This is a genomic window from Nitratifractor salsuginis DSM 16511, from assembly GCF_000186245.1.
In the GTDB taxonomy this organism is placed as follows: Bacteria; Campylobacterota; Campylobacteria; order Campylobacterales; family Sulfurovaceae; genus Nitratifractor; species Nitratifractor salsuginis.
Genome location: NC_014935.1, coordinates 1504432 through 1528698, shown reverse-complemented (window position 1 = coordinate 1528698; position 24267 = coordinate 1504432). Strand labels below are relative to the sequence as shown.

The 24267-nt window shown below is 52.7% G+C and carries 29 protein-coding genes; 12 read left to right on the top strand and 17 right to left on the bottom strand.

Going from position 1 to position 24267, the window contains the following annotated elements; all coding sequences use genetic code 11:
• Positions 1-32 precede the first annotated feature (32 nt).
• Together NITSA_RS07735 and ybeY are read right to left on the bottom strand one after the other, a co-directional pair.
• Complete coding sequence (locus NITSA_RS07735) at positions 33-977, bottom strand: calcium/sodium antiporter (protein ID WP_013554464.1); 945 nt, start codon at positions 975-977, stop codon at positions 33-35.
• Complete coding sequence (ybeY, locus tag NITSA_RS07730) at positions 977-1405, bottom strand: rRNA maturation RNase YbeY (protein ID WP_013554463.1); 429 nt, start codon at positions 1403-1405, stop codon at positions 977-979. Before ybeY ends, NITSA_RS07735 begins: the two co-directional genes overlap by 1 nt.
• A gap of 127 nt (positions 1406-1532) precedes the next feature.
• Here ybeY and queC point away from each other — a divergent pair, with 127 nt between their 5' ends.
• Entirely contained in the window at positions 1533-2210 is a 678-nt protein-coding gene (queC, locus tag NITSA_RS07725) for a 7-cyano-7-deazaguanine synthase QueC (protein ID WP_013554462.1), read from the top strand.
• 13 nt (positions 2211-2223) lie between these two features.
• On the opposite strand, the gene NITSA_RS07720 is transcribed toward queC, so the two are convergent.
• Positions 2224-2682 carry a hypothetical protein gene (locus NITSA_RS07720; RefSeq protein ID WP_013554461.1) on the bottom strand — a complete coding sequence of 153 codons (459 nt, stop codon included), beginning with the start codon at positions 2680-2682 and terminating at the stop codon, positions 2224-2226.
• 83 nt (positions 2683-2765) lie between these two features.
• Here NITSA_RS07720 and NITSA_RS07715 point away from each other — a divergent pair, with 83 nt between their 5' ends.
• Together NITSA_RS07715 and NITSA_RS07710 are read left to right on the top strand one after the other, a co-directional pair.
• Positions 2766-3704, top strand: coding sequence for a CAP domain-containing protein (locus NITSA_RS07715; RefSeq protein WP_013554460.1), 939 nt, complete (start codon positions 2766-2768; stop codon positions 3702-3704).
• A 9-nt stretch (positions 3705-3713) separates the two neighbouring features.
• Positions 3714-4076: an MGMT family protein gene (locus NITSA_RS07710; protein WP_013554459.1), complete on the top strand. Its 363-nt coding sequence runs from the start codon at positions 3714-3716 to the stop codon at positions 4074-4076.
• Here NITSA_RS07710 and NITSA_RS07705 read toward each other — a convergent pair.
• Complete coding sequence (locus tag NITSA_RS07705) at positions 4046-4333, bottom strand: NifU family protein (protein WP_013554458.1); 288 nt, start codon at positions 4331-4333, stop codon at positions 4046-4048. The two genes, NITSA_RS07710 and NITSA_RS07705, sit on opposite strands and share 31 nt — an antisense overlap.
• A 67-nt stretch (positions 4334-4400) precedes the next feature.
• Between NITSA_RS07705 and NITSA_RS07700 the strand changes: the two genes are divergently transcribed.
• Entirely contained in the window at positions 4401-4979 is a 579-nt protein-coding gene (locus tag NITSA_RS07700; RefSeq protein ID WP_013554457.1) for a ComF family protein, read from the top strand.
• Here the strand turns inward: NITSA_RS07700 and NITSA_RS07695 are convergent.
• The 11 genes from NITSA_RS07695 to NITSA_RS07645 all read right to left on the bottom strand — a co-directional run bounded on the left by NITSA_RS07695 (position 4976) and on the right by NITSA_RS07645 (position 14003).
• Positions 4976-5353 (bottom strand): YbgC/FadM family acyl-CoA thioesterase, encoded by a 378-nt coding sequence (locus tag NITSA_RS07695; RefSeq protein WP_013554456.1) that lies wholly within the window; start codon positions 5351-5353, stop codon positions 4976-4978. The two genes, NITSA_RS07700 and NITSA_RS07695, sit on opposite strands and share 4 nt — an antisense overlap.
• 107 nt (positions 5354-5460) lie before the next feature.
• Positions 5461-5991, bottom strand: coding sequence for a SixA phosphatase family protein (locus NITSA_RS07690; protein WP_148224962.1), 531 nt, complete (start codon positions 5989-5991; stop codon positions 5461-5463).
• 61 nt (positions 5992-6052) lie between these two features.
• Positions 6053-6442, bottom strand: a complete 390-nt coding sequence (locus NITSA_RS07685) for a hypothetical protein (RefSeq protein WP_013554454.1) — start codon at positions 6440-6442, stop codon at positions 6053-6055.
• Between the two features lie 28 nt (positions 6443-6470).
• Complete coding sequence (locus tag NITSA_RS07680; RefSeq protein ID WP_013554453.1) at positions 6471-6989, bottom strand: PAS domain-containing protein; 519 nt, start codon at positions 6987-6989, stop codon at positions 6471-6473.
• A 121-nt stretch (positions 6990-7110) separates the two neighbouring features.
• Positions 7111-9123 carry an ATP-binding protein gene (locus NITSA_RS07675; RefSeq protein WP_013554452.1) on the bottom strand — a complete coding sequence of 671 codons (2013 nt, stop codon included), beginning with the start codon at positions 9121-9123 and terminating at the stop codon, positions 7111-7113.
• Positions 9124-9241: 118 nt separating this feature from the next.
• Entirely contained in the window at positions 9242-9952 is a 711-nt protein-coding gene (locus NITSA_RS07670) for a lysophospholipid acyltransferase family protein (protein WP_013554451.1), read from the bottom strand.
• Positions 9930-10973 (bottom strand): SH3 domain-containing protein, encoded by a 1044-nt coding sequence (locus tag NITSA_RS07665; protein ID WP_013554450.1) that lies wholly within the window; start codon positions 10971-10973, stop codon positions 9930-9932. The genes NITSA_RS07670 and NITSA_RS07665 overlap by 23 nt, the downstream gene beginning before the upstream one ends.
• A complete protein-coding gene (gene purQ / locus NITSA_RS07660; RefSeq protein WP_013554449.1) occupies positions 10970-11653 on the bottom strand; it encodes a phosphoribosylformylglycinamidine synthase subunit PurQ in 684 nt (227 codons plus the stop codon). Before purQ ends, NITSA_RS07665 begins: the two co-directional genes overlap by 4 nt.
• Positions 11650-11892: a phosphoribosylformylglycinamidine synthase subunit PurS gene (purS, locus tag NITSA_RS07655; protein WP_013554448.1), complete on the bottom strand. Its 243-nt coding sequence runs from the start codon at positions 11890-11892 to the stop codon at positions 11650-11652. The genes purQ and purS overlap by 4 nt, the downstream gene beginning before the upstream one ends.
• 18 nt (positions 11893-11910) lie before the next feature.
• Positions 11911-12630, bottom strand: coding sequence for a phosphoribosylaminoimidazolesuccinocarboxamide synthase (gene purC, locus NITSA_RS07650; protein WP_013554447.1), 720 nt, complete (start codon positions 12628-12630; stop codon positions 11911-11913).
• Positions 12631-12647: 17 nt separating this feature from the next.
• Complete coding sequence (locus tag NITSA_RS07645; RefSeq protein ID WP_013554446.1) at positions 12648-14003, bottom strand: S41 family peptidase; 1356 nt, start codon at positions 14001-14003, stop codon at positions 12648-12650.
• Between the two features lie 284 nt (positions 14004-14287).
• Between NITSA_RS07645 and NITSA_RS07640 the strand changes: the two genes are divergently transcribed.
• From NITSA_RS07640 to NITSA_RS07605, 8 genes are all read left to right on the top strand, one after another.
• Positions 14288-16864 carry an ATP-dependent Clp protease ATP-binding subunit gene (locus tag NITSA_RS07640; protein WP_013554445.1) on the top strand — a complete coding sequence of 859 codons (2577 nt, stop codon included), beginning with the start codon at positions 14288-14290 and terminating at the stop codon, positions 16862-16864.
• Positions 16865-17083: 219 nt separating this feature from the next.
• Positions 17084-18349: a DEAD/DEAH box helicase gene (locus NITSA_RS07635; RefSeq protein ID WP_013554444.1), complete on the top strand. Its 1266-nt coding sequence runs from the start codon at positions 17084-17086 to the stop codon at positions 18347-18349.
• A 114-nt stretch (positions 18350-18463) separates the two neighbouring features.
• Complete coding sequence (locus NITSA_RS07630) at positions 18464-18739, top strand: DUF503 domain-containing protein (RefSeq protein ID WP_013554443.1); 276 nt, start codon at positions 18464-18466, stop codon at positions 18737-18739.
• Positions 18740-18804: 65 nt separating this feature from the next.
• Positions 18805-19254: a 50S ribosomal protein L9 gene (gene rplI, locus NITSA_RS07625; RefSeq protein ID WP_013554442.1), complete on the top strand. Its 450-nt coding sequence runs from the start codon at positions 18805-18807 to the stop codon at positions 19252-19254.
• 4 nt (positions 19255-19258) lie between these two features.
• Complete coding sequence (hslV, locus tag NITSA_RS07620) at positions 19259-19795, top strand: ATP-dependent protease subunit HslV (RefSeq protein WP_013554441.1); 537 nt, start codon at positions 19259-19261, stop codon at positions 19793-19795.
• A gap of 11 nt (positions 19796-19806) precedes the next feature.
• Positions 19807-21129 carry an ATP-dependent protease ATPase subunit HslU gene (gene hslU / locus NITSA_RS07615; RefSeq protein ID WP_013554440.1) on the top strand — a complete coding sequence of 441 codons (1323 nt, stop codon included), beginning with the start codon at positions 19807-19809 and terminating at the stop codon, positions 21127-21129.
• A gap of 20 nt (positions 21130-21149) precedes the next feature.
• Entirely contained in the window at positions 21150-21629 is a 480-nt protein-coding gene (locus NITSA_RS07610) for a protein tyrosine phosphatase family protein (protein WP_013554439.1), read from the top strand.
• Between the two features lie 180 nt (positions 21630-21809).
• Entirely contained in the window at positions 21810-22934 is a 1125-nt protein-coding gene (locus NITSA_RS07605; RefSeq protein ID WP_013554438.1) for an NAD(P)/FAD-dependent oxidoreductase, read from the top strand.
• A 22-nt stretch (positions 22935-22956) separates the two neighbouring features.
• Here the strand turns inward: NITSA_RS07605 and NITSA_RS07600 are convergent, their stop codons facing one another.
• Together NITSA_RS07600 and NITSA_RS07595 are read right to left on the bottom strand one after the other, a co-directional pair.
• Positions 22957-23625, bottom strand: coding sequence for a uracil-DNA glycosylase (locus tag NITSA_RS07600; protein ID WP_013554437.1), 669 nt, complete (start codon positions 23623-23625; stop codon positions 22957-22959).
• A 212-nt stretch (positions 23626-23837) separates the two neighbouring features.
• Positions 23838-24224, bottom strand: coding sequence for a class II SORL domain-containing protein (locus tag NITSA_RS07595; protein WP_013554436.1), 387 nt, complete (start codon positions 24222-24224; stop codon positions 23838-23840).
• Between the last annotated feature and the right edge of the window lie 43 nt (positions 24225-24267).

Genomic DNA, 24267 nt, shown 5'->3' with positions numbered 1-24267 from the left:
TGAAATTATATCCAAACAGCTTCCGGGAGGCTTCAGCCGAGCTGTCCGGCGATATGATGGAGAAAGAGGGCCAAAAGGGCTAGCAGACTGATGCCGGCGGGCTTGGAGTACATCCGGTTGGCGGTAATGAAGACCAGCATCAGGGTTGCGGCGACCATCGTGGCGATATCGAAGAGATAGTGGTGCAAGTCGACTTTCAGATCGTTGACGAGGGCGGCGCTGCCCAGGACCATCGTGATGTTAGCCATATTGGAGCCGATGATGTTTCCGATGGCCATATCGGCTTTGCCTTTGACGGCGGCGACGATGGAGACGATGAGCTCGGGCATAGAAGTTCCCATCGAAACCAGGACGATCCCGATGATCCACTCACTCACTCCCAGGCTCTTGGCGATGCTCGAGGCGCTTTCGACGGTAAATTCGGCCCCCACGATGACCAGGACAAAGCCCAGTGCCAGCATGAGGAGCACCTTGGGCCATCGGAACGGAGCATGCTCGATCTCTTCGATCTCCTCATCTTCCAGCGTCAACACTTCGCTGCCGTTGTTTTTGAGAAAGAGAAGGTACGCCCCCATCAGAAGCAGCAGCAGCACGCCGTCGAAGCGGGTAAACTCCCCCTCCATCGCCATCACCACGAAGAGCAGCACCGGGAAGAGAGCCCAGGAGCTGTCTTTGGCGAAGAAGTCTCTGTGGGGATCGACCTTTTTGGCCAGGAGGAAGACACTGGCCAGGACGAGGGTGATATTGAGTATATTCGAGCCGATGACGTTGGAGACGGCCAGCTCCGGTTTGTGGTCGAGGCTGGCGGCGATGGAGGCGGCCATCTCCGGCAGGCTGGTCCCCAGGGCGATGAGGGTGGCCCCGATCACATATTCGGAGATATTGAAGCGCAGCGCGATCCGCTCACTCTGGGCGATAAGCACATCGGCTCCCCAGATCAGGGCGGAGAGGGAAATGACAAAGATCAGATAATCCATCATTCGCCTCCTTCGGTTCGGACGATGAGACTCTCGGGGAGTCCGAATCGGCGGATAAGCTCCGCCTCTTTGGCCCGCATCTCCCCGCGGTCGGTCTCGTGGTCATAGCCCAGCAGGTGCAGTAGCCCGTGGATGAAGAGCAAAGCAAGCTCCTCTTCGGGGGCGTGGCCCAGCTCTCCGGCCTTTTGCACTACGTGGTCGAGGGAGATGACCAGGGATCCCAGAGGCTGACCGGGCAGATCCCCCTCCAGAGGGAAACTGAGCACATCGGTGGCTTTGTCTTTATCCCGATGCTCCCTGTTGAGCTCCCTGATCGTCGCATCATCGGTGAGGATCACTTCGATCTCCCGATCGGTCAACGCTTTGGCAATGGGTTCGAGATGCGCCGTCTCGATGGCGGTGTCGGTTTGGTTTTCAAGTAAAATCATGGAGGCCGATTTTACCCAAAAGAGTGTAAAATCATAATAGAAAGAGAATGGGTAGTGAGTAGATTGAAGATTGAATCAATTTTCCATTATCGATAATCAATAGCGAACAATTTATAAAGGAAACGATGTGAAAAAAGCCGTCTGCATTATCTCCGGCGGAATGGATAGCGCCGTGAGTGCCGCCCTGGCGAAGAGGGAAGGGTATGAGATCATCGCCGTGCATTTCAATTATGGACAACGCACGGAGCGCAAAGAGTTGGAGTGTTTCCGGCTGCTCGCTGAGGATCTGGAAGCGGTGGAGCGCTACGAGATCGATCTGCCCTTCTTTACCCAGATCGGCGCTTCGGCTCTGACCGATCCTTCGATCGACGTGCCTACCGAGGGGTTGGAGCCCGGGGTGCCGGTGACCTATGTCCCTTTTCGCAACGGGATCTTCCTCTCCATCGCCGCGGCCATCGCCGAAAAGCATGGAGCCGAAGCGATCGTCATCGGGGTTGTCGAGGAGGACAGCAGCGGATACCCCGATTGCCGGGAGAGTTATATCCGGGCGATGGAAAAGGCGATCAACCTCGGTACCAAAGAGGAGACGAAGATCACGATCAAAATGCCTCTGGTCCATCTGCGCAAATCGGAGATCGTCACCAAGGCGCTGGAGATCGGGGTCGACCTCTCCCACACCTGGAGCTGCTACAAAGAAGAGGAAGCGGCTTGCGGAGTCTGCGACAGTTGCCGGCTGAGGCTGGAGGGGTTCAAACAGGCCGGGGTGGAAGATCCCATTCGCTACGCAGAATCAAAGAACGATTAACGATACCCCGGGATCAATCCGGGTAGCGGATCACCTCGGGGTCGTCGGTGATGTGCTGCCGGAGCTGAGGGGTGGACCGCTCCTGCGACTCATCGAAAAGGGGCCGGTCGGGTGTCCGGATGGTAGAGCTCTTTCGACGCTGACGTGGAACGGGATGGTAGGAGTAGGTGGGATCGTCGCTCCAGTGTTGAGGGCGGCAGACGGTGCGTCCTTTTATCCAGCCCGCCCGATAGTTTGGCGAAGAGGCGGAGAGACGGTAGTCTTTTCGGAAGGTTCCGCTGCCGGTTTTGCAGCCGTCCCGAATGCCCTGCCGCAGAGCCGGATCGTCGACGCGTCCGAAGTCGTGGCCCTGGACACAGAGGTGACCGGCCCTTTGGCTGCCGGGGGAACAGGGGGGCAGAGAAGGGGCACAGCCCTGAATCAGCGGTAACAGCGTGGCAATCAAAGTGCCTGTTTTTATATACTTTCGCATAGGGACTCCCGGAATTTTTATGATATTCTATCGCAGAGACGGAAAATTTCTGTATTAAATTCTATGAATATTCAAAGGTGACCATGCGCTATCTCCTTGCGATTTCTTTGCTCTTTTCGCTTTCTTTGCCGGTGCTCGGCTTCGATCGGGGAGGGGCCAAAGCGGTCAATCTCCTGCGGCGCAGTGCGGGGATGATCCCTCTGAAAAATGATTATACCCTCTCCCGTTCGGCCTACCATCACGCCAAATACCTGGGCCGCCTCCATCGCAAAGGGCATCTGGAACGTCCCGGCTCCGCCTACTATACCGGCCGCACACCTTTTGACCGGATGGTTCAGGCAGGGTATCCCTCCCGGGCCGGTGTGGAGAATATCTCTTACGGCGATTCCACTTATACCCATTCGGTGGGGGTATTGATGTCGACCCTCTACCACCGGCTCGCTTTTCTCGATTTTCGTATCGACAGCCTGGGCAGCAGTGAATACGGCAACCGTCGGGGCCGGATCTATGTCTACGATATGGCCTCTTCGGCGGTGGCGAAACTCTGCCGGGAGCATCCCAAAGGCGGAGGCCGGGAGGTCTACGGAGTCTGCGCCAATGGGCAGGGCTTGCCGCTGGGTCCTTTCCGGCAAGCCCTGGCGGAGGTGGAACGTCGCAATCCCGCCCTGGTCCTCTGGCCGCCGCCGGGAGCCCGGAGGGTGCCGCGCACCTTTATCCGGGAGACACCGGACCCGATTCCGGGGATTTATCACGCGGGCTATCCCGTGACGGTGCAGTTCAACCCGGCCCGCTACCGCCGGGTTCGGATGAAGAGTTTTCGTCTTCTCGACGGAAAGGGCAGAGTGGTTCCTTCCAAGATCCTCACATCACGGAACGATCCCCATCACAAACTCTCCCCTTATGAGTTTGCTTTGATCCCATTGCGCCGCCTTGCGCCTCATACGCGATACACTGCGGTATTTACCGGGACGGCTGACAATAAAAGGATCGAGAAACGGTGGCAATTCACGACAGGGGGCTAAGGGGTTTTTGTGAAAAAGATTGAAGAGTACGGAACCCCTTTTCAGCGCGAAGTCTGGGAAGCTTTACGTTGGATTCCCCAAGGTTTTGTGACGACCTACGGAGCGATCGCGCAGTACCTGGGCCGGCCTCGGGCCGTGCGGGCTGTGGGAACGGCCGTGGGCCGCAATCCCTACGCCCCCGAGGTCCCCTGCCATCGTGTCGTCCGTGCCGACGGGAAGGTCGGGAATTACAGCGGCGGAGAAGGAGTTGCGACCAAGATTGCTCTTTTGGAAAAGGAGGGAGTGGAGATCAGAGAGGGGCGCGTCGTGGATTTCGCGAAACGTCTCTACCGTTTCGACGATCAGCAGGTGACGAGGTCGGAGGGGAGCTGATCCCTCTGGTCGGGGAAGATACTCTCCACGTTGAGCTCGGGGTGGATCAGCTCTCTGAGTTTTTTCTGGATCACCATTTTGGTAGTCATAACGCTCATAGAACAGCCGTTGCAGGTGCCGCCGAGCTCCACATAGGCCGTTCCGTTCTTGACTCCCAGGAATCCCATGGTTCCCTCATGGGATTTGACATACTCTTCGATGGAGGGAAGGTAGTTCTTGATAGCGACACAGAGGTCTTCATCGCTGAAAGGCATCATCGGAGAATCTCCTATATCTGATAAATTTTGTCAGAATATAGCCAAAGATGTTTAAAGGAAGCTAAAAGTGCGTTGTCTCAGTTGTCGAGGTTGGAGTCGTGATGTGATCTGCCCTGTCTGTCGGGAAACGCTGCTGGCCCCGAAGGTCTCCACACGCAGGATCGGCAGTATGGATGTGGTGAGTTTTTTCCGTTATCAGAATATCGATCAGCTGCTTCTGAGTAAGCACAAAGCCCTGGGATATCGGATCTATCGCTTCTTCGGCCGGAGGTATCTACGCCCATTCCTCCAGGCTTTTGCCGAGGGGTTGGAGGCGCCAGCCCATCTCCTCCCCGTGGACGATCTGCCTCAGGGGGGATACTCCCATACAGCGGCTATGGCTCATACCGTCGCCGTAGAGAAGATCCGTCCGCTCTATGGAGCACTTCGTGCCCAAAACCGGGTCCGCTACGCCGGGAAGAGCCTACGCTTCCGGCTGGAGAACCCAAGGGATTTTCACTATTCGGGCCCCAAAGGGGTCGATGTGATCCTCCTCGACGATATCATCACCACCGGCTCGACCCTTTCCGAAGCGAAGCAGGTTCTTACAGCCGGCGGGGTCAATGTACTTTTCGCACTAACGATCGCTGATGCAAGGGAGAACTAGCTGCCTAATGACGCTATAACCTCTTTGAGTTGTTCTGGAATGCGTCGTGGTCGGCCCATTACCACATAGACAAGCAGTACCTTCATCGAGAATATCCTCTCCTCTCCCCGAAAGATCTGCTGTTCAAGTAGGATACTGCTGTGTCGCTCCTCCAAAAGATCGGTACGCACCTCCAATAGATCCCCGAGCTTCGCCATCCCGACAAAGTCCGCTTCGACTCTCCGCACCACAAAACCGATCTCCTCTTCGCCATAGGGCATTATCCCCCGCTGAAAGAAGATTTCGCTTCGGGCACGTTCGCAGTATTTCAGATAGTTAGCGTGATAGACAATGCCGCCGGCGTCCGTATCCTCATAATAGATCCGTATTTTCACTATCTAGCCCCCGTATATTGGGCATTTTAAAGGCTCCCATCTTCGAGTGTGCCCAAAACTGTGCCCATTTTTTTCTATTTTCTTAAGCCGTATCTCGTCATAAAAAATTAATCTTTGCTTATGTTGTCACGTGGAAGGGTTGTCCTGATCTGCTTAGGCATGTAATATCTAAATTGTTTGGGATAGATGAAAAAGTCCACATTTCCACATTGCTCAGAAATGTTGTTCCAGGATTGTATATTCAGATGGAGTTTTAAGACACCGAGGGTCGGAAATTTTCCAATATTATCTTTGACTAAAAAATTAGCCAACTCAGTCAAAGCAGGATTGTGCCCGACTATAAAAATTTTATTATAGTTGTCTTCTTGAAGTGTCAATGTATTCAAAAGTGTTTCAGGGCGTGTGTTATATAGTTCATTCATATAATGAACTTTTCCCGAATAACCGATTTTATCGGCAAGATAATCAGCTGTTATTTGAGCCCTGAGCGCTGGGCTGGAGAGAATCAGATCCGGTTTGATATTTTGTAGCGACATATATGAGCCGATCGTTTTGAGGTCTTTAAAACCTCTTTTTTTCAAGCCTCTCTCAAAGTCACTTAGCTTTCCATCGCTCCAGTCCGATTTTGCATGACGTATTAAATATAAAGTTTTTATATCACATCCCTTGCTTCATTTGATTCTAAACAACTGAGATTGTTTAAAGTTCTTTCATGGCCTGTGACATATTTTTGACCGCTTTTTCCATAATCATTTTGGCAAGAGCAACATTGCCGTCATCTCTAAAAATAGCAAATGTGGTTAGTTTGGAAAAGTTATCTCCAGAAGTATCCCCCGAAGAGTTTACCAAAAAGACATGACCGTCCTCTGTCCTCGCTTCAACCAAAGAAGCCTCGGCAAAACCGACGTCTAATGAGGATTCTGAAATCATTCTAAAGGCATCGTTGAAAATACTTGCGGAATATGCGATATCAACATTCGTATTTTCCTCATCCATGTACAAAGTTTCCCCTGAGAAATTAAGTACGGCTGAACCAAGATATCCGTTTACGGAACGGAGTCGTTTCATTGCTTGATCGAATTCAATCATTTCTTATCCTTTTATTTAAATTTATGCATTAACTATTTTGGATTTTATCCATCACTTCATTAAATGTATCAAATGAAGCACCTTGTTCTTCCAAAAATTCTTCGAGAAGTTTGGCAGAGGCTTCCATACCTCCTTCCTTTTCCGCCTCTAAAAGCTTTTTATAGAGTGGTTCAATTACTGTTCTGGCATTTGGGGATACTGCCTTTCTTGTAGAAACATAATTCCTGAAAGATCCATCAGGATTGGTGGCTACTCTCACATGTGCATAGACCCAGTAGTAAGCCCCATCTTTGGAGAGATTTTTTACGAAGGCTTTAACGTCTTTCCCTGCCTTGATTTGGTCCCAAAGAAATTTGAAGATGATTTTTGGCATATCCGGATGCCTTACTATTGAGTGAGGTTTATCCAATAATTCACCTTGAGTATATCCTGACAGCTTCACAAAAATCGGATTAGCATAAGTAATATTTCCTTCCGCATCACCCTTCGTAACGATAATGTCGACCTTTTTGACTTCATGCTCTATATCGGTTGGTGTCGTGCTCACAAAAACTCCTTCTGTAGAATTGTAAAAATTGTGTTTAATTATAATTTATAATTGGAATTATAGCTTGAAAAGTATATTATACTATATAAAGCTATAGAAGTCATTTAAGATTATTCCTGCCTCAATAATTTTCATATTCGGAGAATATTTTTTTAATATCCATAATTTTAAATGGCTTTTTAACAAATGAATTATAAAGATTCTTCTCCTCTTCTGTCAAAGTAATGTCACCTGTAATGGACACAGAGTATATTGGCTTTATATGTGTATGTTTTGACTCAAGTTCTCTATAATATTTTAATAATTTTGATCCTATTATTTTTGGCATATTTTGGTCTATGAAAACAATATCGTAAGGTTCCCCTTTTTTGAGTGCATTGTACATCATCTTTATTGCATTCTCCGCATCTGTTTCATATGTTGGATCGCAGTATATTCCCTCCAACATAAATTCTAACAATTTTATATTGACTTTATTATCATCTATAATAAGCACTTTCGGTTTTTTCCTTGACGAAACGAAACTATATAAAGTGTCATAATAGTATGAATTTTTAGATATTATAGTAAAATCTTTGAATTTTTCTTTAGAAGAAACGGACAATAATTTCTCTTCAAATATTAAAAGTTTGATTTCTTTCTCTTTGGATAGAGAGACAATCTCATCATTTAATTTATGTTCAAAACATATGAGATGAGTAGTGTTTGTAGCTATCTTGTCGGATATAGTAATTTTATTATCAGGAATCCCTGATTCTTGCAAAAATTTTGATATGTAATAAATATTTGGATCATCGGCGTTGTTTGTATATAATAAAATATTTTTATTAATGTTTGTGAATTTTGGATAAATAGGTTCATAATTTGCGATCTCTATAGGTATATCAAAATAGAAAATACTGCCTCTATCTACTTGACTCTTGAGTTCGAGCCTTCCTCCTAAATCTTTGACATATTTCGAACTGATAGCCAGACCTAGTCCAGTTCCTCCATAGTGAATTTTCGTATCTTCGTCTGCTTGTTTAAAAGCCTCAAAGATCTCCTGTTGTTTATCCTCTGGAATGCCGATACCTTCATCTTCAATAGTAAATTTCATACGTTTCATTCTTTTATCAAATGTAACTTCAAATTTTATACTCTTTCCAGGAGGAGTGAATTTGTATGCATTCCCTATAAGATTTATTAAAATTCTTTTCAGTTTTATGTCAAAAATCCTAATCCCTTTAGGAATATTCGGATCAATAGAGACAATATAGTCGATGCCTTTTTCCGTCATATTGGCAGTAAAAAGGTTTGAGATGTCCGAAAGGTATTTTGAAGTGATAATTTCTGATATTTTTGTATTTTCAGTTTCATTTTTTGATTGTAAATGTTCCAAGATTCCATCTACTAAAGTATTAATGTATTCTGCGCTCTCTTTTGCTCCAGACAAAAGTGATATTAATTTTTTATTATCAAGATGTTCTTCCATCAATTCCAAAAAACCTGAAAGATTATTGGCCGGTGTTCTTATATCATGAATAGTATTGGCCAAAAACATTAAAATATCTTTGGAATCTCCATTGGAATTTTCCTCCTTTTCTTCAACCGCTTCGTTGATTAAATCAACAATCTCGGATTCCTCATATTCAATACCTCCCTTTTTTGTATTCAAGAGAATGGATACCAATTTGATTAAATAAGGGGAAAGTGATTCAAGAAGATCCAGATCTTTTTTTGTATAAGATAGAGAGTTTTTTATACTGCGTGACAACCTCACAATCGCAAGAATATTGTCATTCTCAACGATTGGGTATACGAGTTGAGATCTAATTTTAAAATTTTCAGGGTTATCGATAGATTCCTGGAAATATTTTTCACTCTTTACATGATTATAAAGACCAGGCTTCTTTGTTAAATAGCTTACACCGAGCAGGCCAGTGGGATTGTTCATAGAAATTTCAATAGTTTTATCTCCTATCTCATATAGTGTATTCTTTTCCTTATTCACAATAAAAAACGATACATAATCTGATAAAAACATTTCAGATAATATATTTCTTATTATCTGGTTTATTTCGACAGGGTCTTCAGTTTTGGAGATTTCCTGCATCCCTTTTATAAGTACGTTGATTAAAGCTGTCGCGTTTCTCAAGGTAATCCTTCTTGATTCAGATACTTTAATTCGAAATTATATTATACATAAAACTAATAAAATATGTATATAAATCCAGTATTTCAAGTTTTTTCTGAATAATATATTTTATTATATTCTAGCGTTCGATCGAATACCCTTCCGATTCCCGGTCGATGACCTTTTGCATCTCATCCCGGATCTGTTCATACCAATCTTTTGGGGCTTTGGAGACATCCACCGCCGGGAGATAGATCACTTTGACGGTGCCGTTGTGGGCGGTGCGGTTGTGTTCGTTGAGGACCCATTTGCTGCCGATGATGACGACGGGCTGGACGACGAGTTTCAGCTTCTGGGCGATGAACTTGGGGCCGGGTTTGAAAGGGAGGAGTTTTTGGCCCGAGGCCCGGGTTCCTTCGGGGAAGATGGCGACGGCGCGGTGTTTCTGCTCGATGCATTCCTGGGCATCTTTGAAGAGCTTGACCAGGCCCGCTTTGTTCTGTCGGTCCACGGAGACCATGTCGCCTTTTTGTAGGAGTTTGCCGAACCAGGGGACTTCGAAGAGCTCTTTTTTGGCGACCCAGCACCAGTGGACGTTTTCGATCGCTTCCATCGTGATGATGTCGATGATCCCCTGATGGTTCATCAAAAAGAGGTTGGCCCGGGGGTCCCGCTCTCCCACCTTTTCGATCTTCGCACCGATCAGGAAGAGGATCACCCGGTTGAGCTTGTGCATAATCGTACCCTTGTATTTCGGGAAGAGGTGGATGAGGGGGATCATCCCCAGGCCGACGACCGTCGAGATGACAAACGCCCCCCAGTAAAATCTAATTTTTGCAAAGGTCGTCATTTTTGATCCATCCTGTAATACCGTGTTTGTATTCGACTTTGTAATAGTTTCCGTACCGATGAAGTACCGGCAGCCTGGTCCTCTGCTCGATGGTGGTCCCGACGGTGGAGGTGGAGACCGGCAGGATATACAGGGGTGCCCCCTCTCGGATGCAGATCTTCTTCAGGGGAATGAAGATTAAAACCAGTGCCGCGACGGAGAAAATAAGCAGCAGCAGATAGAATCGATCCCGATAGATCAAGAACATCACGAGAAAGAAGAGGCTCAGGGCGATGAGTGCGTATTTCTTGAGCTTGGTGAAGCCGCTGTCCTTGGGGTTGAGGTCGACCTGGGCCGCCACCTCTTTGTGCCGATAGCTGGTGGAGACGGTGAGGGGGACGAATTGCTGTTTGATGGCGTTGTAGTAACTGAAGGTGATGCGGTCCACATTAGCGGGAATAACGAAATAGTATTCCCCACTCACCAAAGAGCCTTTTCGTTTGAGTTTTTCGATGCCTCCCTCCACGACTCCGGGGATCGCCATATCCTCCAGATTGGCTTCGTGGGCTTCGATGCTCAGGTAGACCAGGTTGTTTTTCTCGTCGAAGGTCGAAACCTGGGAAGTGCGGATTTTGAAGTCCGAAGCGATGACGCCGCAGAAACGATCCTCCGGAGCTGCCTGTAGGGTTTGGACGGGGATGACATAAGAGGGGAGGGTAAAAGTGCGGCTCTCATCGACGATGGTGAGTGCCGGAAGGTGGAAGTCCTGTCTGCCTGCCTTGAAATAGAAAGTATAGAAACGGTCTTTGCCGTTTTGCATAATCAGAGGAGAAAGCTCCAGGGGTTTGGCGGAGGATTTGGGGTCGAAACGGAATTCGGGCGGCCGGGTCGTTTCCGCATCGGTCGCCATAATCGTCACCGGAAAGACTTGCCCGGCATAGAGTTGTTTGGGGACGTAACTGTAGCGATACTCGGTCTGGGCCTCGGCTCCGTGAGTCAGCAGGGTGACGAAAAAGAGCAGACCGAGCAGGAGGGGCTTCATCGATTGGCGAAGCCTTCCAGCATTTTGCTCCCGTCCTCCGAGCCGAGGATATGCTCCATTGCCCGCTCGGGGTGGGGCATCAGGCCGAAGACGTTCTTCTCTTTGTTGCAGATGCCGGCGATCTGGCGCACCGAACCGTTGACGACGGTGGGATTACCCTCGGCATCGCAGTAGCGCAGAAGGATCTGCCCGTTCTTCTCCATATCGTCCAGGGTTTCATCATCGACGAAGTAGTTGCCGTCAGCGTGGGCGATGGGGATATTGAGGATCTCATCCTTTTCGCAAAGGTTCAAAAAGGCGTTGTCGGTCGATACCACTTTGAGATGCTGGAATTTGGAGATGAAGTGGAGGTTGGCGTTGCGTTTGAGGGCCCCGGGAAGCAGGTGGGCCTCGGTGAGGATCTGAAAACCGTTGCAGATCCCCAGTACCCGACCGCCTTCGCCGGCATAGGCCTGGACCGCTTTCATCACCGGAGAGAAGCGGGCGATCGATCCGGCGCGGAGGTAGTCACCGTAGCTGAAGCCTCCGGGGACGACCACCAGGTCGGTCGCTTCGGGAAGAGACTCCTCCTTGTGCCAAACCAGGGTCGTGTCGTGTCCCAGGCGTTTGAAGGCATAGACCGTATCGTATTCGCAGTTGGTACCGGGAAACTGCAAAATGGAGACGTTGAGCTTTTTCATTCGGCGATCTCGATGTCGTAATCTTCGATGACGGTATTGGCCAGGAGGGTTTCAGCCATCTCTTTGAGCTCCTTCATCGCTTTTTCCCGGTCGGTCTCGTCGAGCTCCAGGACGATCTGCTTGCCGATACGGACCTCTTTGACATTATTAAAGCCCAGAGAGCCCAGGGCGTGATGGACAGCTTTGCCCTGGGGATCCAAGACTCCCTCTTTTAGATAGACGTTGATGATCGCTTTCATATTCTCTCCTTGCGTGATTTAGCGGTTTTTGATGCGGTTGAGGACTTCGGCGTAGGCTTCGGCCAGGCCGCCCAGACCCTGACGGAAACGGTCCTTGTCCATCTTTTCGTTGGTTTGGGCGTCCCAGAGGCGGAAATTGTCGGGGCTGAGCTCATCGATGAGGATGATGTTGTCGTTTTTGTCCCGGCCGAACTCCAGTTTGAAATCGACCAGTTTCAGATCCAACTCCCGGTAGAACTCCTGGAGGAAGCGGTTGATCTTGCGGGCCATATAGCGGATGTAGTCCAGCTCGGCAGGCTCTCGGACCAGGTTCAGGATCAGGCAATGCTGGTCATTGAGCTTGGGGTCGCCCAGCTCGTCGTTTTTGTAGTCGAACTCCACCAGGGTGAAAGGGAGTTCGGTCCCTTCGGGGATGCCCAGGTTGCGGCTGAGGCTTCCCGCTGCGATATTGCGGACGATCACTTCGATCTTGATCACCTCGGCCCGCTTGTGGAGCATATGGGTATCGTCGAGGAGCTTCACGAAATGGGTGGGAATCCCCTTCTCGTTGAGATATTCGAAGAGCTCGGCGGAGATTTTATTATTGAGAGCTCCCTTACCCGCCTCTTCAGATTTCTTTTCGCCGTTGAAGGCGGTGAGGGAATCTTTGAACTCGGAGATCAGCAGATCGGGATCTTCGGTCTCCCAGATCTTCTTGGCCTTCCCTTCATAGAGGAGTTTGGTCTTTTTCGGGGTCATCGCTTGCTTCCTTTCACTTACTTGTTGCCGTGGGTGAGAATCAGGGCTTTGAGGACATCGACAGCCGTTTTGAGCTGGAGGTCTTCGTTGATCTTCTCGTCGGTGATCAGGTTTTTGTCCGCTTTGCTGGCATTGTTCTCAGACGAAGCGGTGGCATTGTTCTCGGCCTTGGGCTTTTCGATCTTGAGCAGCTCGGCTTTGAGGTGCTTTTTGAGATCTTTTTCTTTGATGCTGAACTCATCCTCTTTTTTCGTCGTGACCTTGCCGGGGAGGACGATGATGTCCGGAGTGACCCCTTTGTTTTGGATGGTGCGGCCGCTGGGGAGGTAGTAGCGGGCGACGGTCAGTTTGACTCCCTCTTCCTTGCCGACGGGGACGACGACCTGTACGCTTCCCTTGCCGAAGGTCTTTTCTCCGACGATGACGGCCCGGCGGTCATCCTGCAGCGCTCCGCTGACGATTTCGCTGGCACTGGCGCTTCCGCCGTTGACCAGGACCACGATGGGGGTCTTGGTGTCGGTCCCCTTGGCGTGGGCCTTGTAAACCTGGTTCTCCTCTTTGTTGCGTCCTTTCTGACTGACAAGAGGCCCTTTGGCGATAAACATATCGAGCAATCCGACCGCCTGATCGAGCAGGCCGCCGGGGTTGTTGCGCAGGTCGATGATGTAGCCCTTGGCGTGGGGGTGCGCCTTGATCGCCTTTTTGACTTCGTCGACTACGTGGGCGTCGAAAGAGCTGATCTTGAGATAGAGGACTTCTCCCTCTTTACCCAGCTTGATCACCTTGGGTTTGACCGATTTGATCTTGATGATGTCCCGGACGATCTTGACCTTGATCGGTTTGGGCTCGCCTTTGCGCACCAGGGTCAGGGTGATGGGGGTGCCGGGTTTGCCCCGCATCAGGCTGACCGCTTCGTCGATACTCATCCCCAGAGTGGCTTTGTCGTCGATCTTGAGGATGATGTCCCCGGCTTTGACCCCGGCCTTGGCGGCGGGGGTGCCGTCGATGGGGGCGATAACGGTCAGCGCTCCGTTGCGCATCCCCACGACGATTCCCAATCCGCCGAATTCCCCTTTGGTTTGGATATTGAGGTCTTTGAAATCCTTGGCCGTCATAAAGGCGGAGTGGGCATCCAGATTCTGCATCAGCCCTTTGAGGGCTTTGTTGATGAGTGCGGTGGTATTGACCTCGTCGACATACTGGTTCTCGATGAGGTTGAGGATCTGGGTGAATTTGATGTAGGCTTGAAGCTTGCTTTCACGGGTTGAGTCGGAAGAGCCTTTGGCCATAAGTGTCGGTCCGGCGAAGAGCAGGGCGGCTAATAGGGTGAGGCCGAATCCGGCGAAGATCGCTTTGAAATTTTTCTTGTACATAACTGTTTATATCCTTATGATGATGGATTCTGAAGAGCTCCAATGATAACCACCGAAGGTAAACCCCGATTAAAAGTCCTGTATTTTATAGAAAACTCTCTTAGTAAATGCCTCTGTGTTTTGTCTTGGCTCTTCTAGAGTCCATTGAAAGCTCATATATTAAAAAGAAAAATTTCTAGCAAATTTTTTTTAGGATGCAATCTAGGTAGCAAAGGGTTTGAGCCTTCTTGGCTATAGTTACAGACAAGAAACGGGCACTGCCCAGAGACACAGGAGGAAAAACAATGAGTAACATTCTAGAAAGATTGACCCATCAGATGACCGAAACCATCGAGTCGGCGCTCTCCTTGGCGCTGCACAACAAAAACCCGGAGGTAGAGCCGATCCATATGGTATGGGCTCTGCTGACCAACAGTGGTTCGGTCCTGAATCAGGTCCTCAACAAGATGGGAGTCGACAAGGCTGCCATCGAACTGGACGTAGTGAGCCAGGCCAAAAAGCTGCCTACGGTCAGCACCATCACCAAAGAGAACATCAAACTCTCCCAAAACACCGTCCGCTCCCTGCAAAACGCTGAGGGAGTCATGGCGGCCAACGGAGACAAGTATCTCTCCGTCGATACCTGGATCGTGGCCAACCTCAACGAGCCCTATTTCCGTGAGACACTGGGCAAATATGTTGATCTTATGGAGCTGAAAAAAGAGCTCGAGGCGATGCGGGGCGGCAAGCCCATCGAGAGCCAGACCGACGATGAGAAGCTTGAATCTTTGGAGAAATACGGTGTAGATCTGACCCAGAAAGCCCGTAACGGCGAGCTCGATCCTGTGATCGGACGGGACGAGGAGATCCAGCGGGTCATGCAGATCCTGATCCGGAAGACCAAGAACAACCCCATTCTCCTGGGAGAACCCGGAGTCGGTAAAACCGCGATCGTCGAAGGCTTGGCCCAGCGCATCGTGGACAAAGAGGTTCCCCTGAGCCTGCAGAACAAGCGGCTGATCCAGCTGGAGATGAGCTCCCTGATCGCAGGGGCCAAATACCGCGGTGAATTCGAAGACCGGCTCAAAGCCGTCGTCGAAGAGGTACGCAACGATGGAAACATCATCCTCTTCATCGACGAGATCCACACCATTATCGGTGCGGGGGCCAGCGAAGGAAGTATGGATGCCGCGAATATCCTCAAGCCGATGCTGGCCCGGGGTGAGCTGCACACCATCGGTGCGACCACCCTCAAAGAGTACCGCAAGTACTTCGAAAAAGATGCGGCGATGCAGCGGCGCTTCCAGCCTGTAATGGTCGATGAGCCGAGCCAGGACGAAGCCCTGCAGATCCTGCGGGGAATTCGCGAGCGCCTGGAGGCTCACCACAATGTGCAGATCCTCGACAGCGCTCTGGTAGCCGCCGTCAAGCTCTCGACCCGTTATATTACCGACCGCTACCTGCCCGACAAGGCGATCGACCTGATCGACGAGGCGGCGGCCGAGCTGAAGATGCAGATCGAGAGCGAGCCCTTCGAGCTCTCCAAGGTCAAGCGGGAGATCCAGCGCCTGCAGGTCGAAAAAGAGGCGCTCAAAATGGAGCTGACTCCCAAGAATGAAGAACGGATCAAAGAGATCGAAAAAGAGTTGGCCGATCTCGAAGAGAAGAAGCGCCAACTCGAGCAGCAGTTCGAGACCGAAAAGGAGATCTTTAACAAGATCGCCGAGATCAAGCAGAAGATCGAAGAGAAGCGGCGTGAAGCCGAGCTGGCCAAGCGCAACGCCGACTTCAACAAAGCCGCGGAGATCGAATACGGCGAAATTCCCGCGCTGGAGAAAGAGCTCGAAGAGCTCAACGCCAAGTGGGATGAGATGCAAAAGCAGGGCACCCTGCTCAAGAATGCCGTCGACGAGGAGATGATCGCCGAGATCGTCAGCAAGTGGACCGGTATTCCTGTGAGCAAGATGCTCCAGAGCGAGATCGAGAAGATCCTGCATATCGAAGACTACCTCAAAGAGGAGGTCGTCGGCCAGGACGAAGCGATCAAAGCGGTCGCCCGGGCCATCAAGCGGAACAAAGCAGGTCTGAGCGACGTCAACCGCCCCATCGGAAGCTTCCTCTTCCTGGGGCCCACCGGTGTCGGTAAGACCCAGACGGCCAAAGCGCTGGCGAAGTTCCTCTTCGACAGCGAAAAGGCGCTGATCCGTATCGACATGACCGAATATATGGAGAAGCACTCCGTCAGCCGCCTGGTGGGTGCCGCTCCCGGTTATGTGGGCTATGAAGAGGGTGGACAGCTCACCGAAGCGGTGCGCCGCAAGCCCTACAGCGTCGTCCTCTTCGACGAGGTCGAGAAGGCGCATCCGGATGTCTTCAACATCCTGCTCCAGGTCCTGGATGACGGACGGCTGACCGACAACAAAGGGGTGACGGTGGATTTCAAAAACACCATCATCATCCTGACGTCGAACATCGCCTCCGACAAGATCATGGAGTTCAAAGATCCCGTCGATCGGGAGAAGGCGGTCCGGGACGAGTTGAAGAACTACTTCCGTCCCGAGTTCATCAACCGCCTGGACGATCTGATCATCTTCAACCCGCTGGGCGAAGAGCAGATCGTCAAGATCGTGGACGTGCTCTTCCGCACGATCCAGAAGAAGCTCGAGGAGCGCGACATCACCGTCAAGCTCACCGACGCCGCCAAAGCGCTGGTCGCCAAAGCCGGCTTCGACCCGGTTTACGGTGCACGGCCCCTCAAGCGGGCCCTGGCCGAGATCGTCGAAGACCGCCTGGCCGAGATGATTCTCGAAGGCCAGGTCAAAGAGGGCGATACCGTCATCTTCGACGCCCAGGGCGACCAGATCGTCACCCGGGTCGAATAATCCGGCCCGGACCGGGATTCTCGGCGTTTTGCTACGAATCCTGGCTTTTTCTCTCCGAAACAGATATACTGTCACCAATCGCTCATCGGTCTGCGATGATTTACGAATATATTTACCCGCTTATACAGCTTCTGAATATCTCCTGAATCCACCCAAATTTTTTTTCGAGCCTGGACCGAGCATAGAATCTATCTGCAGGCTCCACCCATAAGGTAACTTTTGAACAACACCACGACTACATTCGACACCCTCGGACTCGACCCTGCCATTCTCAAAGCCGTTTCGGCCGAGGGTTACACCACCCCCACCCCCATTCAGGCTCAGGCGATCCCCGCCGTGCTGGAGGGGCACGACGTCCTGGCGGCGGCCCAAACCGGTACCGGCAAGACCGCCGGCTTTACCCTGCCGCTGCTGGAGCGTTTGATCCAAAATCCCCGCCAGATGAAAGCCCGTCAAGTCCGGGCCCTGGTGCTTACCCCCACCCGGGAGCTGGCGGCCCAGGTAGCCGAGAGCGTGCGCACCTACGGCAAAAACCTCAAGATCCGCTCCACCGTCGTCTACGGCGGCGTGGGCATCGAACCCCAGAAGCGGGCCATCGCCCGCGGCTGCGAAATCGTCATCGCCACGCCGGGCCGCCTGCTCGATCTGGCCAATCAGCGCGCCATCGACCTGAGCGCTCTGGAGACCCTGATCCTGGACGAAGCGGACCGTATGCTGGATATGGGCTTCATCCACGATATCAAAAAGATCATCGCCCAGACCCCCAAAGAGCGTCAGACCCTGCTCTTTTCGGCCACTTTCTCCCCCGAGATCAAGCGTCTGGCGGCAGGCATGCTCAAAGATCCGGTCCTGATCGAAGTGGCACGGCAGAATACCACCGCCGAGCAGGTGAGCCAAAAGGTCCACCACGTCGATCGCCACCGCAAACAGGAACTGCTGATCCGGATGATCAAAGAGAAGGGCTGGAAACAGGTCCTGGTTTTCACCCGCACCAAGCACGGAGCCAACAAACTCTCCAAGCAGCTCGACCAGGCCGGCATCCCCTCCGAGGCGATCCACGGCAACAAGACCCAGAACGCCCGGATGAAGGCCCTCAAAAGCTTCAAAGAGAACCGGGTACGCGTCCTGGTGGCTACCGATATCGCCGCCAGAGGTATCGACATCGCCGCGCTGCCCCACGTGGTCAACTTCGAGCTGCCCAACGTAGCGGAGGATTATGTCCACCGCATCGGCCGGACGGGCCGTGCCGGCAGTGAAGGGGAAGCCCTCTCCCTGGTCTGTGTCGATGAGCATCAGCTCCTGCGTAACATCGAGCGCTTCATCAAGGCGGAGATCCCCAAGATCGCCACACCCGGTTTCGAGGTCGATCCCTCCATCCGCCCCGAACCGATCCAGAACGGCCGCAACAACCGCGGCCGGGGAAACAGCCGTGGCCGTCAGAGTGCCGGGCGCTCCTCCGCCGGACGCCGCCGCAGCGCCCGCTAGGGTTCCCCGCTCCACTCTTTCCCCTTTCTGCATCTTTTCCAAACCCTCCATACTCTCAGATTTCACTCCGAAGAAGTGCTAAGATATAAAAACGCTTTTGATGAGGAGTTTCCTATGATCCTGGCCCAGGCGATCATCCATTTGGAACTTCCCGAAGTCCACACCCTCAAAGGGCGTCGAAGCGTCATTAATTCTCTAAAAGATCGGCTCAAAGCGTTTAACATTTCCGTGCTGGATATCAGCGGAAGCTACGCTAAAGAGGCCGATATCGCCCTGGCGTGGCTGGCCCACGACGCAAGACAGTCGGCCCAGATCCGCCAGAGCGTAGAGCGGGTGCTGGAGCGGCACTTCGGCGAATACCTTTGGGATCTGGAGTTCGAAGAGCTCTGATTTGGATAGAATATCACCCATAGAAGAACCCGGCCCCCAATCAGGGCCGCAACAAAGGAGTGAAGATGAAAGTATTACTGATCAAAGATGTAAAGAACGTCGGCAAAGCCGGAGAGATCAAAGAGGTCAAAGACGGCTACGGACAAAACTTCCTGGTAGCCAAGGGGTACGCCAAGATCGCCACGCCCAAGGTGGTCGAAGAGTGGAAGGCGGAGCAGGAGCGCAAAGCGGCCGAGGAGGCTGCAGAGATCGAGCGGCTCACCGCCGAGAAGGCCAAGATCGAAGCGGGCACAATCCGCATCGAGAAGCCTGCCGCCCCCATCGGCATCCGCGGCTCCGTGACCAACAACGACATCGCCAAAGCGATCAAGGAACAGCTGGGCTTCGAGATCGACAAGCATAAGGTCGATCTCAAAAAGCCCATCAAATCCGAAGGGCTGCACACCGTCGAAATCAAACTGGGACACGGGATCAACGCCGCGGCCAAGGTCGACGTCGTCGCTGTCGAGGGCTGAGCCGATGTTCGAGGCGACCACCATCCTGGCTTACCGGGGTGAAAATCATGCCGTCATCGGCGGTGACGGGCAGGTGACCTTCGGCAATACCGTCCTCAAGGGCAACGCCACCAAGATTCGCACCCTCTACCACGACAAGATCCTGGCGGGCTTCGCCGGCAGCACTGCCGACGCTTTCACCCTTTTCGATATGTTCGAAGGGATCCTCAACGAAAAGCGGGGCGACCTGCTCAAATCGGTGATCGAGTTCTCCAAAAAGTGGCGCCAGGACAAGCATCTGCGCCAACTCGAAGCGATGATGCTGGTGCTCAACAAAGAGCACATCTTCATCCTCTCCGGCACCGGCGACGTGGTCGAGCCCGAAGACGGAAAGATCGCTGCCATCGGCAGTGGCGGCAATTTCGCCCTCTCCGCCGCCAGGGCCCTCGACCGCCAAACCGACCTCGATGCCGCCACGCTGGTGCGCGAGAGCCTGCAGATCGCCGGAGAGCTCTGTATCTACACCAACACCAACATCAAACTCCTGGAGTTGAAGCCGTGAGTGAACCGATTATGACCCCCCAAGAGATCGTCGAGTATCTCGACCGATACGTGATCGGCCAGCAGGAAGCCAAAAAGACCATCGCCATCGCCCTGCGCAACCGCTGGCGCCGGATGCAGCTCGACGAAGAGATGCAGCGGGACGTGGTGCCCAAAAATATCCTGATGATCGGAAGCACCGGGGTGGGAAAGACGGAGATCTCCCGCCGCCTGGCAAGGATGATGAAGCTCCCTTTCATCAAGGTCGAAGCGAGCAAGTTCACCGAGGTGGGCTTCGTTGGCCGGGATGTGGAGTCGATCATCCGCGATCTGACCGTCACGGCGCTGCAACTGGTGCGCGAAGAGGAGAATGAGCGCAACAAAGAGAAGATCGAAGCCTATGTGGAGAACAAGATCATCGAAAAGCTCCTGCCGCCGCTGCCTGCCGGTGCCAGTGAGCAGAAGCGCCAGGAGTATGAAGCCTCCTTCGCCCGGATGCAGGCGAGGCTGGAGCGGGGTGAGCTGGATCATCTCAAGATCGAAGTGGAGATGCCCCCTCCGGGCGTCGATCTGAGCGGCGGCAATGTCCCGCCAGAGATGGCCAATGTCCAGGAGTCGATCCTCAAAGTGCTCGGCGGCCTGGGCAAAAAAGGGCAAAAGAAAGAGGTGACCGTCAAGGAGGCCCGGAAGATCCTCGAAGCGGAGGCGAGTCAGGAGCTGCTGGATGAGGAGAAACTCAAAGCCAAGGCGATCGAAAAGGTGGAGCAGGGCGGCATCGTCTTCCTCGACGAGATCGACAAGATCGCCGTTCCTTCCAACGTGACCGGCCGCCAGGACCCCAGCAAAGAGGGGGTCCAGCGCGATCTTCTGCCCATCGTGGAGGGTTCGACCGTGACGACCAAGATCGGCCCGGTCAATACCGACCACATCCTCTTCATCGCCGCGGGTGCTTTTCATCTGAGCAAGCCCAGCGACCTGATTCCCGAGCTGCAGGGGCGTTTCCCCCTACGGGTGGAGCTGAGCAGCCTGGACGAGGAGGCCCTCTACCGCATCCTGACCGAGCCCAAAAACTCTCTGATCAAGCAGTACAAGGCCCTGATGGCGGTGGAGGGAGTGACGCTGGAGTTCGAAGAGTCCGCTTTGAGAGCGATCGCCCGCTACTCCGCCCTGGCCAACGAGAAGACCGAAGATATCGGCGCCCGCCGCCTCCATACGGTGATGGAGCGGATCCTGGAGGATCTGAGTTTCGAAGCCGACAAGCGCAAGGGCGAAACCATCGTCATCGACGTAGCCCACGTGGAGAGCAAGCTCGAAGAGCTGGTCGAGAACGAGGATACGACGCGATACATCCTCTGATTATTGAGAATGGAGAACGGGTGGAGGAGAGAGAAAACGAAGGGATGATCGAGGCGGGAGCACAGCAGTTCATCCACGAGCATCTGATGACTTCCGCCTTGCCAAGCAAAGAGGATTTCGCCCGGATGGCGGCTTTGGGATTTCACACCGTCATCGATCTGGGCACATCCCGAGACAGCGTCAGCCTGCCCGATGAAGACACGTTGGTCGCTGCACAGGGAATGAACTACCTCCATTTGCCGGTGGACTTCTCTGCTCCCACTTTTGAAGATTATGAACTTTTGCGGGACTTGCTCAATGCCCTCTATCCCCGAAAGGTCTGGCTCCACTGTGCGCAGAACAAGCGGGTAAGTGCCCTGATGTTCCTCTACAATATCATCGACCGCTCTATGCCTATCTCCGAAGCGAGAGCCCGTCTCCATCTCGTCTGGCAACCCGATGAAACCTGGCAAGCCTTCCTCGATGAGGCCCTGGAGAAATATGTCTATCAATATATTTAAAGTCGCACGTCGCAAGTACGGGGCTTCGCCCCTCAAGTCGCAAGTTTTTGGGTCATTGGGTTTTATTGTGCTACGTGCTACGTGCTGCGTGTTAAGAATTGATTATTCTCTTACTCTATTTTTCTTAATCCAAAATCCAAAATCCAAAATCCATAATTCGCGATCCTCAAGGATCGCGTTATGATTTGCGTCATCGGCGCCGGGATTGCGGGGATAATGGCGGCCTATTTCCTCCGGGAGGCGGGAGAGGAGGTGCTGCTCATCGACCGCAGCGATGTGCCGGCTTCGGGGGGTAGCGGGGCGGCGGGGGCCTTCATCTCCCCCAAGATCGGCAAGGGCGGTCCGCTGCAGGAGCTTACCAACGAAGCCTTCGCTTTCGCCCACTTTTTCTATCGGGAACGCTTCGCTGAGCATTTTCATGGTGACGGGGTCTTGCGTATTCCCAAAAACCCCGAGGATGAGGAGCGTTTCAAACTCTACGAACCTTTCAACTACCGCCCCTATGAGCGTTGGGATCATGCCAAAGCCGAAGCGGTCGGGTTGCACAACGTGCCGGGAGGCTTCTATTTCCCCGAGGCGGGGGATGCCGATGCCCCGGAGCTCTGTCGGGCCGTCGTCCGGGAGCTTAGGTTGGAGCAAATGGATGTAGAGGCGCTGGAGTACCGGGAGGGGCTTTGGCATATCATCAGTGCGGCCCGCAAGATAAAGGCGGAGCACGTGGTCCTGGCGACAGGGTATGAGAGCGAACTGCTGGACCTTCGCTATATGGGGATCAAAGGGCTCTGGGGCAGCCGGGGGGATTATGCCACCAGGCGGGAGTTTCCCATCAGCCTGCATAAGGATTTCTCCCTCTCTTCCACTCGCAGAGGCCGCATCAAGCTGGGGGCGACCCACGTGAAGCATCCGAACCCCTGTATGGCCTGTGACGGCCGTCCGCTGGCGAGCCTGGAAGCCAAAGCGGCCCAAATCACCGACACTTCGGATTTCCGGCTCATCGAAACTTTCTGCGGGATGCGCTCTACGAGCCGGGACCACTTTCCTCTGGTCGGCCCGGTGGTCGACGTGCCGGCGATGCTGGCCGAGTACCCCGCCATCACCCGGGGGGCCAAGGCTCCGCTGCGGTATCTGCCCAACCTGAGTATCTTCAACGGTCTGGGCGGACGGGGTTTTGTCTTCGCCCCTTTGATGGCCAAGCGCTTGGCCGAGCACATTACGACGGGCACCCCCCTCGATCCGAGGATCCACCCCGACCGGCTCTTTTGGAAGTGGGTGCGAAGGATCGAGAGATATACCCAGAGGGCCTGACTATCCCGATATGAGATAAATCCTACTTTTTCTCCAGAAGCGCTTTGACCTTCAAAAGATCTTCCCACGCCTGCTTTTTGGCCGAAGGATTACGCAGCAGATAACTGGGATGGAAAGTAGGGACCAATGTGTAATGATCGCTTTGGATGATATGCCCCCGGACACGGCTGATCGGCGTTTCGTCGTTGGTGAGGTAGCGGTAGGCGGTGGCGCCGAGGGTCATGATGATCCTGGGACGGATGATCTCGATCTGCTTGAGCAGATAGGGACGGCAGGTGAAAGCTTCGGTGGGGGTGGGGACCCGGTTGCCCGGTGGACGGCATTTAACGATATTGGCGATGTAAACCTCTTCGCGCCTGAGATGCAGGACATTTTCGATCATCCTGGTCAGCAGCTCTCCGGCCCGTCCGACAAAGGGGCGTCCGGTCTGATCCTCGGTCGCACCGGGGCCTTCGCCTACGAACATCAGCCGGGCGTGGGGATCACCTTCGCCGAAGACTACCTTGTGCCGGCTCTTGGCCAGATCGCAGAGATGGCACTGCTCCACCAGGCGGCGAAGCTCCTCCAGATCATCAGGGAGCTGAGCCGGTTCGGGGTCGAGGTCGGAGGGTTTGACATCGGTATAGCGATAGCCCATCTGCTTGAGGAGGGCGAGCTGTTTGAGTTGCAAAGCATTGTGTAATCGTCTCATGGGAGTGATTGTAGCATAGAAGATTAATGGGGAATGAGTGGGTAGTGGGTAGAGAGATAGTGGGTAGATGGAAGATTAATTGAGAATTGAAAATGGAGAATTGAGAATGGGAGATTTTGGATTGAGTGGATTGACGGATATATGAATTAATTGGTGAACGGTTAATCTACAACGTTTAATAACAATGACTAGCGGGGCGAAAGCCCCGTGCTTTAGTCTTCGACGGTGACTTCTACGGGATCGCTTTCCCAGAGGCCATGCTTGGTGCAGTAGCTCATTGCGGTGAGCTTAAGCTTGCTCTTCTGGGGGACGATGTAGAAATCGACTTCGGCATGGGCGCACTGGTTGCCCATGGCGCCGGGCTGCCAGTTGGTCTGAGCCAGGAGGGTTTCTCCGTCCCAGAGCTGAACATAGGCGATGTAGTGGTCGAAATCATCGGGATGGCAATACTCGTTTCCCATCTTTACTTTGACTTTAAACGGCTCACCTTTTTTGGCGGTGCTTTCGCAGTGAACGAAGGGAGAGTGGCGATCGATGTAGTCTTTTTTGGCTTCTCTGTCGATAGTGGAGATGTCGACATAACGGTTGATCTTGGGCATATTAGCTCCTTTTTCTTGATTTATGTCAAGAAGTATAACATAA

Bases quoted from the DNA above. Each gene is read 5' to 3' on its own strand.
- NITSA_RS07720 (WP_013554461.1), bottom strand. From the start codon at position 2,682: ATGCGAAAGTATATAAAAACAGGCACTTTGATTGCCACGCTGTTACCG.
- hslU (WP_013554440.1), top strand. From the start codon at position 19,807: ATGACCCCCCAAGAGATCGTCGAGTATCTCGACCGATACGTGATCGGC.
- purC (WP_013554447.1), bottom strand. From the start codon at position 12,630: ATGACCCCGAAAAAGACCAAACTCCTCTATGAAGGGAAGGCCAAGAAG.
- NITSA_RS07630 (WP_013554443.1), top strand. From the start codon at position 18,464: ATGATCCTGGCCCAGGCGATCATCCATTTGGAACTTCCCGAAGTCCAC.
- NITSA_RS07670 (WP_013554451.1), bottom strand. From the start codon at position 9,952: ATGACGACCTTTGCAAAAATTAGATTTTACTGGGGGGCGTTTGTCATC.
- NITSA_RS07595 (WP_013554436.1), bottom strand. From the start codon at position 24,224: ATGCCCAAGATCAACCGTTATGTCGACATCTCCACTATCGACAGAGAA.
- NITSA_RS07665 (WP_013554450.1), bottom strand. From the start codon at position 10,973: ATGAAGCCCCTCCTGCTCGGTCTGCTCTTTTTCGTCACCCTGCTGACT.
- NITSA_RS07605 (WP_013554438.1), top strand. From the start codon at position 21,810: ATGATTTGCGTCATCGGCGCCGGGATTGCGGGGATAATGGCGGCCTAT.
- NITSA_RS07685 (WP_013554454.1), bottom strand. From the start codon at position 6,442: ATGATTGAATTCGATCAAGCAATGAAACGACTCCGTTCCGTAAACGGA.
- NITSA_RS07715 (WP_013554460.1), top strand. From the start codon at position 2,766: ATGCGCTATCTCCTTGCGATTTCTTTGCTCTTTTCGCTTTCTTTGCCG.
- NITSA_RS07600 (WP_013554437.1), bottom strand. From the start codon at position 23,625: ATGAGACGATTACACAATGCTTTGCAACTCAAACAGCTCGCCCTCCTC.
- rplI (WP_013554442.1), top strand. From the start codon at position 18,805: ATGAAAGTATTACTGATCAAAGATGTAAAGAACGTCGGCAAAGCCGGA.
- hslV (WP_013554441.1), top strand. From the start codon at position 19,259: ATGTTCGAGGCGACCACCATCCTGGCTTACCGGGGTGAAAATCATGCC.
- purQ (WP_013554449.1), bottom strand. From the start codon at position 11,653: ATGAAAAAGCTCAACGTCTCCATTTTGCAGTTTCCCGGTACCAACTGC.
- NITSA_RS07735 (WP_013554464.1), bottom strand. From the start codon at position 977: ATGGATTATCTGATCTTTGTCATTTCCCTCTCCGCCCTGATCTGGGGA.
- NITSA_RS07705 (WP_013554458.1), bottom strand. From the start codon at position 4,333: ATGATGCCTTTCAGCGATGAAGACCTCTGTGTCGCTATCAAGAACTAC.
- purS (WP_013554448.1), bottom strand. From the start codon at position 11,892: ATGAAAGCGATCATCAACGTCTATCTAAAAGAGGGAGTCTTGGATCCC.
- ybeY (WP_013554463.1), bottom strand. From the start codon at position 1,405: ATGATTTTACTTGAAAACCAAACCGACACCGCCATCGAGACGGCGCAT.
- NITSA_RS07640 (WP_013554445.1), top strand. From the start codon at position 14,288: ATGAGTAACATTCTAGAAAGATTGACCCATCAGATGACCGAAACCATC.
- NITSA_RS07645 (WP_013554446.1), bottom strand. From the start codon at position 14,003: ATGTACAAGAAAAATTTCAAAGCGATCTTCGCCGGATTCGGCCTCACC.